This window comes from Gordonia sp. G4 (assembly GCF_057770005.1).
Window position 1 is genome coordinate 3,474,296 of record NZ_CM173442.1, and the last position, 15,884, is coordinate 3,490,179.

The window sequence follows — 15,884 nt, forward strand, 5'->3', positions numbered from 1 at the left end:
TGCGTTGGATCTCTGGAAGAATCGGCGCAATGGCCACCTCGAGACCCAGAGTTGTCGTCATCGGCGCCGGATTCGCGGGCATGCACTGCGTCCGTCGGCTCAAGAACGAGCCGGTGGATGTCACCATCGTCGACCGCGGAACGAGCCACCTGTTCCAGCCATTGCTGTATCAGTGCGCCACCGGTCTGCTGTCAGAAGGCGCGATCTCCAGCCCGGTTCGTCATCTGACCCGCAGACACAAGAACCTCGACGTGGTACTCGGTGAGGCATCGGGCATCGACGTCGACGCCCGCGAGCTGACCGTCGACCGCATCGACGGGTCGTCGTTCCACCTCTCGTACGACTACCTCGTCGTCGCCGCCGGGATGCGCACCGCCTATCGCGGCAACGAGGACTTCGCCGCCCACGCGCCGGGGATGAAGACCCTCGACGACGCGCTGTCGATCCGGCGCAAGATCATGGCCGCGTTCGAGATGGCCGAGACGATCACCGACCCGGAGGAGCAGCGGTCCTGGCTCACCTTCGCGGTGGCGGGTGGCGGCCCCACCGGGGTCGAGCTCGCGGGACAGATCCGGGAGGTCGCGACGCTCGCCCTCGAGCGGGAGTTCGACGCGATCGATCCGGCCCAGGCGCGGGTGCTGCTGCTCCACGGCGGTGATCGGGTACTGCCGTCGTTCTCCTCCAGGCTCTCGGCCAGTGCCCAGCGCACCCTCGACAATCTCGGGGTCGAGACCCACCTCGGTGTGCATGTGACCGGTGTGGGGGAGGATTTCGTCGAGACGACCCGCAAGGCCGACGGCAACAAACAGACCTATCCCGCACGGACGACCCTGTGGACGACCGGGGTCGAGGCCGTCCCGTTCGCCACCACACTCGCCCAGGCGCTCGGTGTCGAACAGGACCGCGGGGGGCGGATACCGGTGGAGCCCGACCTGTCGGTCCCGGGCCACCCCGACGTCTTCGTCTGCGGTGACATGAGCTCCTACCGCGACCTCGCCGGGGTTGCCGAGGTGGCCATGCAGGGCGGTCGTCACGCCGGGTCCGTGATCGCCGAAACCGTTGCGGGCCAGGCCGACCGGTCCCCGTTCAAATATCGCGATCTCGGCACGGCCGCCTACATCGCGCGCCGTCACGCGATCGTGCAGTCGGGGCCGCTCCAGTTGTCGGGGTTCCTCGGCTGGGTCGCGTGGGGCGTCATCCACATCGCCTTCCTGGCGGGTGTGCGCAACCGTATGGGCACCGTGATGACCTGGGGCGCAACGCTGCTCACCGACAGTCGGCGGGAGCGCGCGATCACCTACGGCGACCCGGAGACGGCGAGGCAGCCCTACGGGGGGTGACCGGGTCGATTCGGCCCGCTCGCCGCCCGAGTTGCCCTCGAACGCTTGTCCGTGACTCCCGCGCCTGGTATCCAGAGTAGAACACGTTCTAATTCTGACTGGGCGAGGAGTCCTCCATGCACACTCCGATCTGCGACGAGCTCGGTGTCGAGTTCCCGATCTTCGCGTTCACCCACTGCCGCGACGTCGTGGTCGCGGTGAGCAAGGCCGGCGGGTTCGGCGTGCTCGGCGCGGTAGGCTTCACGCCCGAGGAACTCGAGGTCGAGCTGAACTGGATCGACGAGCACATCGGCGACCGCCCCTATGGCGTCGACATCGTCATCCCGAACAAGTACGAGGGCATGGACTCGAACATGTCGGGCGAAGAACTGGCCGCGATGCTGCAGTCGATGGTTCCCGCGGAGACCCTCGACTTCGGTCGCAAGCTCCTGCGTGACCACGGGGTGCCGCTCAACGAGGACAGCGACAACTCCCTGCAGCTCCTCGGCTGGACCGAGGCCACCGCCACCCCGCAGGTCGAGATCGCGTTGCAGCATCCCAAGGTCACCCTGATCGCGAACGCCCTCGGGACGCCTCCCGCGGACATGATCGAGAAGATCCAGTCCGCGGGCCGCAAGGTGGCCGCCCTGTGCGGATCGCCGAAGCAGGCGCGCAAGCACGCCGACGCGGGCGTCGACATCATCATCGCCCAGGGTGGCGAAGGTGGCGGTCACTGCGGTGAGGTGGGTTCCATCGTGCTGTGGCCGCAGGTGGTCAAAGAGGTTGCGCCGGTGCCGGTTCTGGCCGCCGGGGGCATCGGCAGCGGCGAACAGATCGCGGCCGCGCTGGCCCTGGGTGCGCAAGGCGCCTGGACCGGATCGCAGTGGCTCATGGTCGAGGAGGCCGAGAACACCCCGGTCCAGCAGCAGACCTACATCGAGGCGTCGAGCCGGGACACCGTGCGGAGCCGGTCGTTCACCGGAAAGCCGTGCCGGATGCTGCGCAACGACTGGACCGAGGCCTGGGAGGACCCCAACAATCCCGATCCGCTGGGGATGCCGCTGCAGTACATGGTGTCCGGCATGGCGGTGGCCGCGACCCACAAGTACCCCGACGAGAGCATTGACGTCGCCTTCAACCCCGTCGGGCAGGTGGTCGGTCAGTTCCGCAAGGTCGAGAAGACCTCCGCGGTGATCGAACGGTGGGTCACCGAGTACATCGACGCGACGAGCAGTCTGGACTCGTTCGCGAACGCCTAGGGCGTCGACTCACTCGGAGAGCGCGCCGCCGGCGGCCCGCCAGCCGATGAGGCCGCCGCTCATGTTCGTGGCGTCGAAGCCGTTCTCCACGAGGAGGTTCGCCGCACCGGCGGATCTGATGCCGCCGGTGCAGAACGCGATGAGGAGCCTGTCCTCGGGTAGTTCGACGCAGCGCTCGGGCAGGACCTCGAGCGGCATGTGTACCGCTCCCGGGATGTGGACGCGGTTCCATTCGAAGTCGCGACGCACGTCCACGATCACCGCACCCTCGGCGACGAGGCGCACGGCGTCGGAGGCGGACACGGCGGGCGGGCGCCGAAGATAGTGACGGACCTTCATAACCTTCAGTCTAACTGAAGGTACGGGACACCGACTCGAAGTGTGCGGCGAGAGCCGCGGTGAGCTCGGGGTGGCGGGCGGTGAACTCGGCGTCGAGGCGGGTGACCCGCTCGGCGGCCTGTGCGAGAAGGTCCTCGCCGGCGGCGGTGATCCCCAGCGTCGATGCGGTGCCGGCGTGCGCGGTCCGGTCGTCGACGAGCCCGGCGTCGACGAATCCCGAGACCGCCGTGTGCGCGCTCTGCACCGTGATCCGAGAACGGCGTGCGAGCTCGCTGAACGAGATCCCCGGCGTGCCCCGGATGTGGCCCAGGAGACCGTACTTCCGCGGGGTGAGACCGAGCGGTTTCAGCGCCGTCGTCAGCTCGGCCTCCCAGACGCGGCCCACCGTGAGCAACATGACGGTGGGACTGAACGGCGGCGGCTCCGGCATGGTCGCAGGCTAACAGCCGTGCGGGGTCGGGTCAGGGCGCCGGCGCGAGCGGGAACGTCATGCGGACCGCGGTCCCGGACGGTTCGTTCGGCAGGTACCGGATCGTCCCGCCGTGGCGCTCGACGATGTGCTCGGAGATGATGAGCCCGATTCCGGAACCGTCCTGCTTGGACGAGAACGCGCCGGAGGCGAGGCGATCGGTGGGCGCGCCCGTCATGCCGCGTCCCTGGTCACGGATCCACACCGAGGCCAGTCCGTCGGACTCGCCGGTCTGGATCGTCAGTTCCTTCACCTCGGTTGTCGGACGGACGATCTCGTCGAGTGCGTTGACGCACAGGTTGATGATGACCTGTCCGATGAGCACGTTCTCGCCCTGGATCGGCAGGTCGCGGTCGGGGATCTCGGCGTACACGCGTACGCCCTGCTCGGCCGCGCGTAGTCGCACGAAGTACAGGCTCTCCTCGACGGTCTCGTTGAGATCCATGAGCGTCGAGGTGCTCTCGATGCGTCGTACGTAGCGGCGGACGGAGGCCACGATGTCGGCGGCGCGGTGGAGTTGCTTCTCGATCTGGTCGATGCCGTAGGCGAGGCTGCGGGCGTCGACGGTGTCGGCGGAGACGCGGGCCTTGAGCCCGCTCAGGTAGTTGGTCGACGCCGCGAGCGGTTGACCGAGCTCGTGGGCCAGGATCATCGCCATGTCACCCATCGCGTGGTAACGGCTCAGATATTGGAGGTTGGCCTCCTGGTAGGCGTTGCGGCGTTCCCATTCGACGCGGTCGGTCACGTCGCGCACGGTCAGGACCCGCGAGGAGATGCCGTCGTGGGCGACGATCTCGAGTTCGCCGGCCAGCCACACGGTGCTGCCGTCGTCCTTGATGATCTCCTGTTGGATCTCGACCGAGCCCGCTCCGTCCGTCAGCCGTTCGATGACAGGGTCACTGGTCAGCCGGGGCTCACACCGGCCGAGGTCTTCCAGATGGACGCCCGACAGCTCCGCGGGGGTGCGGCTGAACAGCTTGGCGGCCAGTGGGGAGATGTCGTCGATGCAGTTGTCGTCGTCGAGCACGACGATCCCGGCCGACGTGTGGGTCATGATGCGCTGCAACGACTCCGACACCCAGGTCAGTTCTTCCTGCAACTCGACCTCGTCGGAGATGTTGCGGAACTCGACCATCACGACCGGCCCGTCCTCGCAGCGCACCAGGGTCGCGCGGGCATCGGTGAGGAACTCGGTGCCGTCCTTGGCGCGGTACTTCCACTGTTTGCGGCTCGACCCGTGCACCACCGCGGACTGGAGCCATGCCACGCCGACCTCGCGACGGTACTGACGCTCCTGGGCGCTCATGTGGTGTGCCTTGAGGGGCTTGAGTTCCTCCAGGGTGAACCCGAAGATCCGGCACGCGGCCGGGTTGGCCCACAGGATGTTCTTCGAACTCGCCTCGTGGATGAGGATGCCGGTGCCGGTGTGCAGGATCATCTGCTCGAAGTCCCGACGGGCGGGGAACATCGCCATCACCTCACCTTCGCCGAGTTCTCGTCTTCGCCCCCGCCACGATGCCATGCAGGTGAGGACACGCAAGTAAGGAATTGCTTACCCGCGGCGCGGGAAATCCCGATACCGCGTCGGGTCTCGCGTCCATAGTGTCGGACTCGAGATCGAGAGTCGATTCCGAACGGAGACATGATGACCGCGGAGAGCCTGACCGAACGGGTGTGTGCGGAACCGGCGGGGGCGGCGCGCGACGCCGCGTTCGACCACGCGCTCGACGTGCTCCGGGATCGTCGGGACGAGTTCAACTCGCAGCGCTACGTGCCCGCCGACTTCATCGCGTTGCTGAAGCGTGCCGGGATGTACCGGGCCTCGACGCCGGCGGCGTTCGGTGGCGAGCCGATGGCACCGTCGGATTTCATGTCGCTGGTCGAACGCATCTCCGCCGTCGACCCTGCCACCGGGTGGGTGTCCAGTTTCGGATCGTCGCTGGTCTACTTCGCCGCGCTGCCGGCCGAGACCCAGCAGAAGATCTACGCGCACGGTCCCGATGTCGCCTACGCGGGCGGGCTGTTCCCCATGCAGGAGGCACAGCGGGTCGACGGCGGCTACCTGTGCTCGGGGGTCTGGCAGTTCGCCAGCGGATGTCGCGGCGCCGACCTCCTCGGGATCGGTCTGGCCGGCGGACCCGAGACCGGCGGCAAACCGCTGACCGCGCTGGTCGATCCGGCCGAGGTCGAGATCGTCGACAACTGGGATGTCGCCGGGATGAAGGCGACCGGCTCCCATGCCATCCGCGCCGACCGCGTGTTCGTGCCCGAGGAGATGACCTTCGTGCGCGGCGGCGCTCCGCAGATCGACGAACCCCTGACCCGGTACCCCGCGTTGGCCTACGCCGCGCAGGTGCTGGCGGTGGTGACCCTCGGCGCGGCCCGGGGCGCCCTCGACTACGCGATCGAGGTCGGCGCGGCGCGGACCTCGATCACCGGAGGTGCCAGCAAGGGCAACCGGCCGGCGTACAAGAGCGGCCTGGCGGTCGCCGAGGCCGAATTGCGTTCGGCGCGAGCGTTCTTCTACGACAGCACCGACCGGGTGTGGGCCAAGGCCGTCGCGGGACAGCACATCTCGACCGACGATCAGGCCCTGTTGCGGTTGAGTGCCACCCACGCCGCGCACGTCGGGCGCAGCGTCGTGCTGCAGGTGTTCGACCTCGCCGGCACCGGGGCCATCTACGAGACCCATCCGCTGCAGCGGTTCCTGCAGGACGCGTTGGTGCCCGCGCAGCACGCGATGCTGCAGACCAACACCTACGAGGCCGCCGGTGCACTGCTTCTCGGCCTCGAGGCCGGAATCCCCAGCTTTCCCTGACCCACCCGTCATCCAGCCCAGACGTCACGACCGCGAGGAGACCATCACCCATGTCCGACGAACCGTTGCGCACGCTGTTCTGTGTCGGGAACAACCAGAACTTCTTCGACCTGCCCAAGGCCGACATCGGTCCGGTGTGGGAGGCCACGATGGAGTTCCTCACGAGTCTGAAGAACCTCGACGGTGTCGAGATCATCGGGACCTTCGACGACGACGCCCACATGGTCGGCCCGTCCGACGGCTGGCCGTGGACGTTCTACGTCCTCGCCGACGTGCGCGACCAGCCGACCGTCCGGGCGGCCTGCAACCTGTTGCGCACCATCATGGTCGGTGAACATGCGCTCTGGAAGTACTTCAAGGTCGAGGCGCGGATGGGACGAGCCCTCACCATCCGCGACGACGTCCCCTCATGAGCACCGCCTCCTGATCTCTCGCGCACCGACAGCCCCTCTCCGCGCCCCGGCGCGGTCGACACACGAAGGAACATCGATGACCACCATCGAGCGGCCGACCCGCGGCTTCGCGGACCTCGCCGAGAAGGACCGCGTCGCCGGTCAGCTGTACACCGATCCCGAGATCTTCGCCGAGGAGATGCGCAAGATCTTCTACCGCACCTGGGTGTGGGTCGCGCACGAGAGCGAGGTCCCCGAGGCGGGCTCGTTCAAGACCACCCAGGTCGGGGACCAACCGGTCATCGTGACCCGGGATCGCAAGGGCAACTTCAACACCCTGCTCAACCGGTGCCGGCATCGCGGGGCGACGGTGTGCGACCAGCGCAGCGGCAAGGCCAACGGCTTCACCTGCCCGTACCACAACTGGTCGTACACCCTCGACGGTCGACTGCGCGGCATCCCGTACCCGGACGGTTACGAGGGCGTCGTCGAGAAGAACGACTTCCCCCTGCAGAAGCTGCGCACCGAGAGCTATCTCGGCATGATCTTCGCGACGTTCAACACCGAGATCGAACCGCTCGAAGACCACCTGGGTGATGCGAAGATCTGGATGGAGCGATTCCTGAAGCAGTCCAACGGATTCCCCACCAAGGTCCTCGGCAGTCACAAGTTCCGGTTCAAGGGCAACTGGAAGATCCAGCTCGAGAACACCACCGACGGTTACCACTTCCCGATGGTGCACAAGTCGTGGATGGCCTCTGTCGACGCCGAGACCGCGAACATGATGTCGTTCATGGACGATCCGGCCGCCGAGACGCACGCGCTCGGCAACGGTCACAGCGTCGCGATCATGGCGGCCGCGCACGCGGACCTCGACATCGACGACGGTTCCGAGGAGGTGCAGCCGCGGTTCCAGCATCTCGTCGACGAACTCGCCGAGGCGGGGGAGAGTCCCGAACGCATCCGTCGCTACATGCGCTCGATGCACGGCTGCGGGTTCAACCTCAACATGTTCCCGAACATCGCCATGTCGTCGTCGTTCTTCCGGGTTCTCATCCCGATCAGCGTGGACGTGACCGAGGTGTGGCACATGGCGATCGGCATGGACGGTGGGCCGGAGAGCATCAACCGCGAGCGCCTCCGGATCCACGAGCACTTCCAGGGCCCCTTCGGCTTCGGCAGCCCCGACGACGCCGAGGGATGGGATCGCGTCCAGATCGGCGCCGGTGGCAACCCGAACATGCCGATCCTGGTCAACCGCGGGGAGAACCGCGAGTACACGACCGAAGAGGGTTGGCCCACATCGCATGTCACCGACGAGACGGGGATGCGCGAGTCCTACGCCATGTGGAAGAAGATGATGAGCGATGACTGAACTGCACAGTTTCAACGACCCGCGCGTCCTGCGCGCGATCGCGCTCGTGTGGAAGGAAGCCGAACTCCTCGACGCCAAGGACTACCCGGCGTGGGAGGCCCTCTACACCGATGACGCGCACTACGTCATCCCGATCGATCCCGACACCGACGATTTCGACTCGTCGCTGAACATGGTGTACGACGACCAGCGGATGCGGCGCCTGCGCGTCGAACGGATGATGCAGGGTTACGCGCCGTCGGCGGTCGCCGCTGCCCGCACGGTCCGGGTCATCTCGCGGTTCACCGTGTCGGACGTCAGCGACGACACCGTCATCCTGCGGTCCGCGCAGATCCTCAACGCGTTCAAGCGCGATGCCTTCTCGACGATCGGCGCCGAGCTCACCCACACCATCAGCCTCGGTTCCGACGGTAACGACCGGATCAGTCTGAAGGTGGCCCGTCTCATCGACAGCGAGGACGCGGTCAGCGCCTCCGGTTACCTGGTGTGAGGACGGACCTGGACATGAGTTCGACGAACAAGGGGATCGCGGTCGTCACCGGTGCCGCCGGCGGCATGGGTTCGCACATCGCCCGCCGGCTGCACCGGGACGGTCATCGCGTCCTGCTCACCGACATCGCCCTCGATCCGGCCCAGCGCATCGCCGAAGAACTCTCGCCCGACGGGTCGACCGCACGGGCGGCCGTCCTCGACGTGGCGCACCGGCAGGGTTTCGTCGACGCGCTGGCGCATGTGCAATCCGTCTGGGGCACACCGACGATCGTCGTGAACAACGCGGCATTGACCCAGGCGGCCGATCTCATGACGCTCGACGAGCCGGACTTCACCCGCGTGCTGAACACCAACGTCAACAGCATCTTCTTCGGCTGCCAGGTCTTCGGGGCCGCGATGGCCGACGAGGGGTACGGCCGCATCGTCAACATGGCGTCGCTGGCCGGTCAGAACGGCGGCACCGCCACCGGCGCGCACTATGCCACGTCCAAGGGCGCGATCCTGACGGTCACCAAGATCTTCGCCAAAGAGCTTGCGGCCAAGGGTGTCACGGTCAACGCGATCGCGCCCGGGCCGCACGACCTGCCCGTCGTGAAGGCGACCGTGCCGCCGGAGAAACTCGACGCCGTGATCGCCGGCATCCCCGTCGGGAAGCTGGGCAGCCCCGAGTTCATCGGGGACATGGTCGGCCTGCTGACCGCCGAGAACGCCTTCTTCGTCACGGGTGCGTGCTGGGACGTCAACGGCGGGCTCTTCGTCCGCTGATCGCACCTCGAGAATTATTCGCCACCACCAGGAGCACCGCCATGGCCCTCACCGACGTCGTCGTCTCCGCGATCGTCCAGGAGACCCCGAGCATCAAGACCTTCTACCTGTCGAGGCCCGACGGCTCGACGATGGGGGAGTACACGCCCGGAGCGCACATCGATGTCGTCGGGCCGACCGCCATCACCCGCCAGTACTCGCTGTGCAGCCGGCCCGACGGGCGGGAGTCCTTCGCCGTGGCCGTCAAGCGCGAGGATCAGTCCCGAGGTGGTTCGGCCGCACTGCACGAACTGCGCGTCGGCGACCGGCTGCAGATCAGCGAGCCACGGAACCTGCTCGGGATCGATTCCACAGCAACGCATCACGTCCTGGTGGCGGCCGGCATCGGGATCACCCCGATGCTCAGCATGGCGCGCTACATGGACGTGCACGGGATCGGCTTCGAGCTGCACTACTTCGCCCGGACAGTCGATGACGCGGCGTTCCTGCCGCTGCTGCGGGAGCGTTGCCCGGACAAGCTGCACGCGCATGTCGGCGTCGGTCGTGAGGCCCACGGACCGATCCTGACCGCCGCGCTGGAATCGGCGCCGCAGGGCTCGCATGTCTATGTCTGCGGCCCGGACGGGTTCATGACCAAGGTCCGGGAATTGGCCGAACAGTTCATCCCGGCCGACGCGGTCCACTTCGAGAACTTCCACGCCACCGATCAGCCGGATGCGTCGGAGAACACGTCCTTCGACGTCGAACTCGACGGCGAGATTTATCACGTCCCGGCCGACCGGAGCATCGTCGAGGTCCTCGAGGAGAACGGCTGCGACGTCGACACCTCGTGTCAGGAGGGCATCTGCGGTACGTGCATCATGCAGGTCCTCTCCGGTGATCCCGAGCACCGCGACAACGTGCTGACCAAGGCCGAGCGAGAGTCCGGAGAGGTGATGGCGGTCTGCGTCTCGCGGACCACCGGCGAGAAGATCGTGCTCGACTATTACTGACCCGAGCGCGCCGGCCACCCCTATCCGTTGCCCTAGGGGTTGGTCGGCACCTCGACGTCGAACCGCAGGATGTCCCGGACCAGCGTGCTGATGCTGTCGGCGTCGGTCTTGCTCTTGATCCGGGCACGGTGCACGTCCACCGTCTTGACGCTCATGTCGAGGCGGCGGGCGATGTTCTGGCTGGGTAGACCTTCGACGACCAGCGCGAGGATCTCGCGTTCCCGCGGGGTCAACAGCGCGACCTTCGATTCCACCCACCGCTTCTGCGCGTGGGTGCGGAAGCGTTCGACCGCCTTCTCCATCCCCGCCTGGACGGCGTCGAGCAGCCGCTGCGGGTCGTAGGGCTTCTCCAGGAAATCCATCGCGCCGGCCTGCAGGGTGGACACCGACATCCGGATGTCGCCGTGCGCGGAGACGAAGATGATGGCGACGTGCGGTGCGAACTCGTTGAGCTTCTCCTGCAGCCGCGGGCCGCTCATCGTCGGCATGCGGACGTCGAGCACGATGCACGCGGGGGTGTCCCCGGAGTACTGCGCGAGGAAGTCGTCGGCACTGTGGCAGATCCGCGGCGAGATCCCGATGCTGCCGAGCAGCCAGTCGACCGATTCGCAGAGTTCCGGGTCGTCGTCGACGACGTACACCGCCGCGGTCACATCCGATGCGGTCACGTCCACGCCGCGTCGGCCGTCCAGTAGTTCATCCCGACGGCACTCACCAGATGGCGCCACTCCGACGTCCGGTTGAGCCAGGGTTCCTCGCGCCGGACCGACTCGTCGGCCGCCTCCGGGCCGTCGGCCTCGACGGTCCAGTGCACCCAGTTGACCTCCCGGCCGTACTCGTCGTGCACGAACAGGTCGACATGGTGCCAGCCGTAGTTGAAGGTGTCCTCGTAACACGTGAGGAACATCCGGTGGTGCGTCTCGGGACGGGGTTTGACTGTCATGCAGATCTTCTCTCTCGCAACCGGATCAGACCGGGACGACCGGATGGGACCGGAGCTCGTTCTCGAGCACCGCGGCGACCTCGAACAGGGCCGACTCCCGCCCCGGCAAGCCGATCACCTGTAGTCCGAGGGGCATCCCGGAGTCCGTGGTCGCCCCCGGGACGACGACGACCGGGCAGCCGAGCAGCTGCCACGGTCGGCTCAGGACCGGCGACCCGGTCGCGTCGAGGCCGCTCGGTGCGGGGCCGGGTGCGGCGGGACCGACGATCACCGTGTGATCGCCGAGCGTCTCGGCCAGCAGATCCCGCGAGCGGTCGCGGCGGATGAGGGCGGCCGCGTGGTCCGCGGGCCGGACCGCGCGGCCGGCGTCGACGAGGTCGAGCAGCGCGGGGCTGAGCGCGGCCGCATGGTCCCGGACGACCTCGTCCAGGGTCTCGGCCGCCTCATGGGACATGACGGTCACGTGGTCGTCGGCCAGGGTGCGGACATGATCGTCGAATTCGAGTGCGCGGGTCTCGACGTCGGCTCGCTCGAGCAGGTCCGGCAGCCGGTCGACCAGGTCTGCCATTGCCGGGTCGATCGGGTGCAGGTCGCTGCCGCCCCACACCACCACGGTCCGGACGGTGGAGCGACCGGGAACGATCGGCGAGCGGCCGGTGAAGGCGGTGTACACGTACTGCAGGTCGGCGATGTCGCGGGTGAGGATGCCCAGCGAGTCCAGCGACTCCGAGAGTCCGGTGACGCCGGACAGATCCGTCGAGCCGTGCGCGAGGACCATGCCCGCGGCGCCGCAGTAGGCGGCCGGCCGGGTCAACGAGCCGGCGGTCTGCGTACCCAGCGCCACCGGGATGACGCCAGCCCCGACGGCGGCGGCCGAACCGCTCGACGACCCGCCCGGCGTGTGCCCGGGGTGGTGCGGATTGCGCGTCGGCCCGGGCGAGAAGTAGCCGAACTCGGTCGTGACCGTCTTGCCCTGGATCACCGCGCCCAGATCGCGAAAACGACTGACACAGGGCGCATCCGACGCCGCCGGCGACGACGACGTGACGGGTGAACCGGCACGGGTCGGCAGACCCTCGACGTCGATGAGGTCCTTGACCCCGAGCGAGACGCCTCGCAGGGGCCGGCGACCCGGTATCCCATCCTGCCGTCGTGCCTCGTCGACGACGCCCGGGGACAGCTCGACCCACGCGCGCAGATCGGTGTCGGTGCCGACGATCTCCTCACGGACCTGTTCCGCGAGAATCTCCGCCGACACCACCTTCTCGTGGACCGCGGTCGCCTGCTCACTGATGGGCTGTTTCCAGTAGGCCGAGCTCACCGTTCCTCCTTCATGTGATGGGACCAGTCTGCCCTGTCGCGCATCGCGGCGACAGTAAAGATTTCCCTCGTATCCCCGTAGGGACGGGTGGCCATAACGTCGTTGCCAGCCCCCGACAGCCCGGCGTCTTCGCACCCTGCCAGTCCAAGGAAACCCAATGAGCCTCAGAGAACCCGCGGTGACGACGCCGTCGTCGCCGACCGCCCCCGATCGACGAATCGACTTCGGCCGCATGTCGAGACGGGCCTGGATCGTCACCGGCATGCTCGTGCTGTTCCAGATCATCGCCTTCGCCGACAAGGCGGTGCTCGGCCTGGTCTCGGCCGACGCGATGCCCGAACTCGGCTTGACCGCAACCGAATTCGGATTCATCGGCAGTGCCTTCTTCTTCCTGTACGCGATCGTCTCGGTCGTCACCGGGTTCCTGGCGTCGAAGATCTCGGTGAAGTGGATCCTGTTCGCGATGGGCGTCACCTGGGCGGTGCTGCAATTCCCGATGCTGCTCGGCGGCGGCGCCGCCATCCTGCTGGTGACGCGGATCATCCTCGGCGGCGCCGAGGGTCCCGCGACGGCCATGTCGCTCACCTCCGCGCACACCTGGTTCTCGCCCACACGTCGTGCGCTGCCGTCGAACCTGATCGCCGCCGGCTCCACGCTGGGTCCTGTCTTCGCGGCGCCGCTGCTGGCCTGGGTCATCGCCGTATGGGGTTGGCGCTGGGCGTTCGGTGTTCTGGGCATCATCGGCCTGGTGTGGGTGATCGCCTGGTGGGCGATCGGCGCGGACGGTCCCTACCGTCCCAAGAAGGCCTCGTCGCCGGACGAGCCGGCACTCGACACCGACGAGACGGTTGCCGATGCGAAGGAGGTCGCGACCTCCGCGGTCGACGAGCAGAAGCCGGTCAAGATCTGGCGTGCGCTGCTGAGCCTGGCGTTCATCTCCGCCGTGATCGGCGGGGCGTCGAACTTCTGGGTGCAGGGCTTCCTGACGACCTGGCTGCCCCAGTACCTGGGCACCGTGGTCGGGCTGTCGCTCGGTGAGGTCGGTGCGGTGACCACCGTGCCGTGGGTGGTCGGCGCGCTCGTCCTGCTCGGACTGGGTGCGCTCGGGCACCGGATGCTGCACCGGGGGAGTTCGGCACATCGGGCGATCGCCGTCCCGTTCGGCTGCGCCGCGGTCCTGGCCGGGTTGTGCTTCATCGCCATCCAGGCGTCGTCCGGGATCACTGCGGTTGCACTGCTGTGCCTCGCCGGTGGATGCAGCCTGGCGTTCCCGATGACCGCCACCGCGATCGGTTACGCGGTCGGCGCTCGGCAGCGACCGATCCTCATGGCCACCCTCGGAGGCGTGGCGTCGTTCGGCGCGGTCATCTCGCCGATCCTGGTCGGCTGGCTCATGACCGACGCGGGGTATGTGTCGCCGCCGAAGGGTGAGAAGCCCAGCGCGGAGATGGCCGACAACATGGCGGCCGGCGTGCACCAGGCGTTCACGATCACCGGCATCGTCCTGCTGATCGGCGGCGCACTGTGCATCGCCTTCCTCCGGCCGGAGCGACTCGGTGCCATTCTGCAGAAGCGTTACGTCAAGGAGCCGGTCGAGGCCCGGACCGCCTGAGTGCCCGACCACCGCGACGATTCGATCCCAGGAGAAGACATGTCCGACAACGTGATCAGTGCCATCGACCCAGGCATCTTCCGAAATGTGATGGGGCACTATCCCACCGGCGTGGTCGTGGTGACGGGACGAGGTGACGACGGCTCCGTGCTGGCCATGGTCGTCGGGACTTTCAGTTCGGTGTCGATGGACCCGCCGTTGGTGTCCTTCATGCCGATGAAGACCTCGCGCACCTTCGAGAAGATGCGGGCCTGCGAGTCGTTGTGCATCAACATCCTCGGCGGTGAACAGGAGGACGTCGTCCTCACCATCGCGCAGCGTTGGAAGGACAAGCTCGCGGGCATCGACTGGTTCCCTTCGCCGTCGGGCGATCCGGTTCTCGCGGATTCGGTGGCCTGGATCGACACCCGCATCAGCAACGTCGTCGAAGCGGGCGATCACTGGATAACGCTCTGTGAGGTGCGGGATCTGGCCGTGACCAACCCGGTGTCGCCGCTGATCTTCTTCCAGGGTGGCTACGGCAGCTTCGTGTCGACGTCGCTGATGGCCCGAATGGACCACGAGATCCTGCCGACGATCCACGCCGCGCACGCGGCGCGCCCGCAGGTGGAGGCATTGGCGACGTCCGTCGGCTGCGAGGTGTCGGTCCTCACCGCGGTCAGCCGCGACGAGATGGCCGTCGTGTTGTCGGCCACCGCGCCGGGCGTCGACCGTGAGGAAGGCCTCGCGTACCGCATCCCGATGGTGCCGCCCATCGGGGACACGTACGTGTTCGACCAGGACGACGAGACCCGGGAGCGGTGGCTGGCGAAGCTCCGGCATGCCGACGATGATGTGCGACAGGTACATCGCGACCGTCTCGACTTCGTGCGGCGGCACGGTTACCTGGTGTCCTTTCTGCCCGATGCCTCGTCGACTGCGTACGAGGAGATGCGAGAGGCGACGAAATCCTATGAGCGAGGGCGGTTGACGCCTTCGCAGGAACGCGAGATCTGCGAGTCCATCGGGAAGTCGGCCGTCGACTATCGCCTCCGCGAGGTGCGACCCGATCAGACCTACGACGTCGGTTCCGTCGTCCTGCCGATCCGGGACGCACGCGGCGGATACTCGATGACGCTCCGGTTGTCGCAGTTGCCGCTGGGCGTGAACGGCTCTGAGGTCGAGGCCTGGATCTCGGAGGCGCGTGCGGTGGTCGAGGTGCTTGGCCGATGAGCGACGACGATGCCAGGATCTCGGCGCTCGTCGCGCGGGTCGAGACCCTGGAGGCCGAAGCCGAGATCCGGCGAATCCAGGCTCGATACATGTTCCTCTGCGACACCCCGTGTCCCGAACCCGGTCTCGCGGATGACGCCGAGCGCATCGAGCGCATCCTTGACCTCTACACCGACGACGCGGTGTGGGAGGGCGTCGGCGAGTACTACGACGGACAGTTCGGGCGTGCCGAGGGCAAGCAGGCGATCCGCGAACACTTCCAGCGCTTCTGGAGTGAGAAGCGGGACCCGGCACTGGTGCTCAACGCGCACTACCTGACGTCGGAGCAGATCCATGTCGACGGCGATGACGCCGAGGGACAGTGGATTCACATGCAGCCGTGGCTCTTCGGCGACGGCTCGGCCCTGCTGCGGTCGAGCCGGCTGAACAACGCCTTCCGGAGGGATGAGGGCCGGTGGCGGATCACCCGCACCCGCACCGAGAACGTCTTCATCGCCCCGCTTCCCGACGGATTCGCCGAGAGCTACCCCTCGGCGTCGGTGTTGATGGGCTGAGGCGTTCGACGCCGGTGACGGG

General features: G+C 67.4%; 17 protein-coding genes. 11 read left to right on the top strand and 6 right to left on the bottom strand.

Annotation, left to right across the window (positions count from 1 at the left end; translation table 11 throughout):
- The first annotated feature begins 29 nt into the window (after positions 1-29).
- Together AC3B5T_RS15565 and AC3B5T_RS15570 are read left to right on the top strand one after the other, a co-directional pair.
- Positions 30-1,340 carry an NAD(P)/FAD-dependent oxidoreductase gene (locus tag AC3B5T_RS15565; RefSeq protein WP_488357703.1) on the top strand — a complete coding sequence of 437 codons (1,311 nt, stop codon included), beginning with the start codon at positions 30-32 and terminating at the stop codon, positions 1,338-1,340.
- Between the two features lie 116 nt (positions 1,341-1,456).
- Positions 1,457-2,578: a nitronate monooxygenase gene (locus AC3B5T_RS15570; RefSeq protein ID WP_010841955.1), complete on the top strand. Its 1,122-nt coding sequence runs from the start codon at positions 1,457-1,459 to the stop codon at positions 2,576-2,578.
- Between the two features lie 9 nt (positions 2,579-2,587).
- Here the strand turns inward: AC3B5T_RS15570 and AC3B5T_RS15575 are convergent, their stop codons facing one another.
- From AC3B5T_RS15575 to AC3B5T_RS15585, 3 genes are read right to left on the bottom strand one after another with little or no spacing between them, the layout of a single operon-like run.
- The gene (locus AC3B5T_RS15575; protein WP_488357704.1) at positions 2,588-2,917 is read right to left on the bottom strand and encodes a rhodanese-like domain-containing protein; all 330 of its coding nucleotides are present in this window, start codon (positions 2,915-2,917) and stop codon (positions 2,588-2,590) included.
- Between the two features lie 10 nt (positions 2,918-2,927).
- On the bottom strand, positions 2,928-3,347 hold the full coding sequence (locus tag AC3B5T_RS15580) for a MarR family winged helix-turn-helix transcriptional regulator (RefSeq protein ID WP_044506391.1): 420 nt from the start codon (positions 3,345-3,347) through the stop codon (positions 2,928-2,930).
- Positions 3,348-3,378: 31 nt separating this feature from the next.
- Positions 3,379-4,854: a PAS domain S-box protein gene (locus AC3B5T_RS15585; protein WP_488358778.1), complete on the bottom strand. Its 1,476-nt coding sequence runs from the start codon at positions 4,852-4,854 to the stop codon at positions 3,379-3,381.
- 174 nt (positions 4,855-5,028) lie between these two features.
- Between AC3B5T_RS15585 and AC3B5T_RS15590 the strand changes: the two genes are divergently transcribed.
- From AC3B5T_RS15590 to AC3B5T_RS15615, 6 genes are all read left to right on the top strand, one after another.
- Positions 5,029-6,204, top strand: a complete 1,176-nt coding sequence (locus AC3B5T_RS15590) for an acyl-CoA dehydrogenase family protein (protein ID WP_055475084.1) — start codon at positions 5,029-5,031, stop codon at positions 6,202-6,204.
- A 50-nt stretch (positions 6,205-6,254) separates the two neighbouring features.
- Positions 6,255-6,617: a hypothetical protein gene (locus AC3B5T_RS15595; RefSeq protein ID WP_055475083.1), complete on the top strand. Its 363-nt coding sequence runs from the start codon at positions 6,255-6,257 to the stop codon at positions 6,615-6,617.
- A gap of 76 nt (positions 6,618-6,693) precedes the next feature.
- Positions 6,694-7,971, top strand: a complete 1,278-nt coding sequence (locus AC3B5T_RS15600) for an aromatic ring-hydroxylating oxygenase subunit alpha (protein WP_055475082.1) — start codon at positions 6,694-6,696, stop codon at positions 7,969-7,971.
- Positions 7,964-8,461: an aromatic-ring-hydroxylating dioxygenase subunit beta gene (locus AC3B5T_RS15605; RefSeq protein WP_055475081.1), complete on the top strand. Its 498-nt coding sequence runs from the start codon at positions 7,964-7,966 to the stop codon at positions 8,459-8,461. The genes AC3B5T_RS15600 and AC3B5T_RS15605 overlap by 8 nt, the downstream gene beginning before the upstream one ends.
- 14 nt (positions 8,462-8,475) lie before the next feature.
- Positions 8,476-9,228, top strand: a complete 753-nt coding sequence (locus AC3B5T_RS15610) for an SDR family NAD(P)-dependent oxidoreductase (RefSeq protein WP_055475080.1) — start codon at positions 8,476-8,478, stop codon at positions 9,226-9,228.
- A 41-nt stretch (positions 9,229-9,269) separates the two neighbouring features.
- Positions 9,270-10,220 (top strand): PDR/VanB family oxidoreductase, encoded by a 951-nt coding sequence (locus AC3B5T_RS15615; RefSeq protein ID WP_055475079.1) that lies wholly within the window; start codon positions 9,270-9,272, stop codon positions 10,218-10,220.
- A 32-nt stretch (positions 10,221-10,252) separates the two neighbouring features.
- Here AC3B5T_RS15615 and AC3B5T_RS15620 read toward each other — a convergent pair whose 3' ends face one another.
- The 3 genes from AC3B5T_RS15620 to AC3B5T_RS15630 are packed head-to-tail and all read right to left on the bottom strand — an operon-like array spanning position 10,253 to position 12,484.
- Positions 10,253-10,888: a response regulator transcription factor gene (locus tag AC3B5T_RS15620; protein ID WP_374100783.1), complete on the bottom strand. Its 636-nt coding sequence runs from the start codon at positions 10,886-10,888 to the stop codon at positions 10,253-10,255.
- Positions 10,885-11,163: a hypothetical protein gene (locus AC3B5T_RS15625; protein WP_055475078.1), complete on the bottom strand. Its 279-nt coding sequence runs from the start codon at positions 11,161-11,163 to the stop codon at positions 10,885-10,887. The genes AC3B5T_RS15620 and AC3B5T_RS15625 overlap by 4 nt, the downstream gene beginning before the upstream one ends.
- 25 nt (positions 11,164-11,188) lie before the next feature.
- A complete protein-coding gene (locus AC3B5T_RS15630) occupies positions 11,189-12,484 on the bottom strand; it encodes an amidase (RefSeq protein WP_055475077.1) in 1,296 nt (431 codons plus the stop codon).
- Positions 12,485-12,641: 157 nt separating this feature from the next.
- Here AC3B5T_RS15630 and AC3B5T_RS15635 point away from each other — a divergent pair, with 157 nt between their 5' ends.
- Genes AC3B5T_RS15635 through AC3B5T_RS15645 form a run of 3 tightly spaced genes read left to right on the top strand, consistent with a single transcriptional unit; the run spans position 12,642 to position 15,862 of the window.
- Positions 12,642-14,096 carry an MFS transporter gene (locus AC3B5T_RS15635; RefSeq protein ID WP_055475076.1) on the top strand — a complete coding sequence of 485 codons (1,455 nt, stop codon included), beginning with the start codon at positions 12,642-12,644 and terminating at the stop codon, positions 14,094-14,096.
- Positions 14,097-14,135: 39 nt separating this feature from the next.
- On the top strand, positions 14,136-15,308 hold the full coding sequence (locus AC3B5T_RS15640; protein WP_055475118.1) for a flavin reductase family protein: 1,173 nt from the start codon (positions 14,136-14,138) through the stop codon (positions 15,306-15,308).
- A complete protein-coding gene (locus tag AC3B5T_RS15645) occupies positions 15,305-15,862 on the top strand; it encodes a nuclear transport factor 2 family protein (RefSeq protein WP_055475075.1) in 558 nt (185 codons plus the stop codon). The genes AC3B5T_RS15640 and AC3B5T_RS15645 overlap by 4 nt, the downstream gene beginning before the upstream one ends.
- The last annotated feature ends 22 nt before the right edge of the window (positions 15,863-15,884 follow it).

What these genes read in the sequence shown, in the direction of transcription:
- AC3B5T_RS15565 (WP_488357703.1), top strand. Translation starts at nt 30, where the DNA reads ATGGCCACCTCGAGACCCAGAGTTGTCGTCATCGGCGCCGGATTCGCG.
- AC3B5T_RS15570 (WP_010841955.1), top strand. Translation starts at nt 1,457, where the DNA reads ATGCACACTCCGATCTGCGACGAGCTCGGTGTCGAGTTCCCGATCTTC.
- AC3B5T_RS15575 (WP_488357704.1), bottom strand. Translation starts at nt 2,917, where the DNA reads ATGAAGGTCCGTCACTATCTTCGGCGCCCGCCCGCCGTGTCCGCCTCC.
- AC3B5T_RS15580 (WP_044506391.1), bottom strand. Translation starts at nt 3,347, where the DNA reads ATGCCGGAGCCGCCGCCGTTCAGTCCCACCGTCATGTTGCTCACGGTG.
- AC3B5T_RS15585 (WP_488358778.1), bottom strand. Translation starts at nt 4,854, where the DNA reads ATGTTCCCCGCCCGTCGGGACTTCGAGCAGATGATCCTGCACACCGGC.
- AC3B5T_RS15590 (WP_055475084.1), top strand. Translation starts at nt 5,029, where the DNA reads ATGATGACCGCGGAGAGCCTGACCGAACGGGTGTGTGCGGAACCGGCG.
- AC3B5T_RS15595 (WP_055475083.1), top strand. Translation starts at nt 6,255, where the DNA reads ATGTCCGACGAACCGTTGCGCACGCTGTTCTGTGTCGGGAACAACCAG.
- AC3B5T_RS15600 (WP_055475082.1), top strand. Translation starts at nt 6,694, where the DNA reads ATGACCACCATCGAGCGGCCGACCCGCGGCTTCGCGGACCTCGCCGAG.
- AC3B5T_RS15605 (WP_055475081.1), top strand. Translation starts at nt 7,964, where the DNA reads ATGACTGAACTGCACAGTTTCAACGACCCGCGCGTCCTGCGCGCGATC.
- AC3B5T_RS15610 (WP_055475080.1), top strand. Translation starts at nt 8,476, where the DNA reads ATGAGTTCGACGAACAAGGGGATCGCGGTCGTCACCGGTGCCGCCGGC.
- AC3B5T_RS15615 (WP_055475079.1), top strand. Translation starts at nt 9,270, where the DNA reads ATGGCCCTCACCGACGTCGTCGTCTCCGCGATCGTCCAGGAGACCCCG.
- AC3B5T_RS15625 (WP_055475078.1), bottom strand. Translation starts at nt 11,163, where the DNA reads ATGACAGTCAAACCCCGTCCCGAGACGCACCACCGGATGTTCCTCACG.
- AC3B5T_RS15635 (WP_055475076.1), top strand. Translation starts at nt 12,642, where the DNA reads ATGAGCCTCAGAGAACCCGCGGTGACGACGCCGTCGTCGCCGACCGCC.
- AC3B5T_RS15640 (WP_055475118.1), top strand. Translation starts at nt 14,136, where the DNA reads ATGTCCGACAACGTGATCAGTGCCATCGACCCAGGCATCTTCCGAAAT.
- AC3B5T_RS15645 (WP_055475075.1), top strand. Translation starts at nt 15,305, where the DNA reads ATGAGCGACGACGATGCCAGGATCTCGGCGCTCGTCGCGCGGGTCGAG.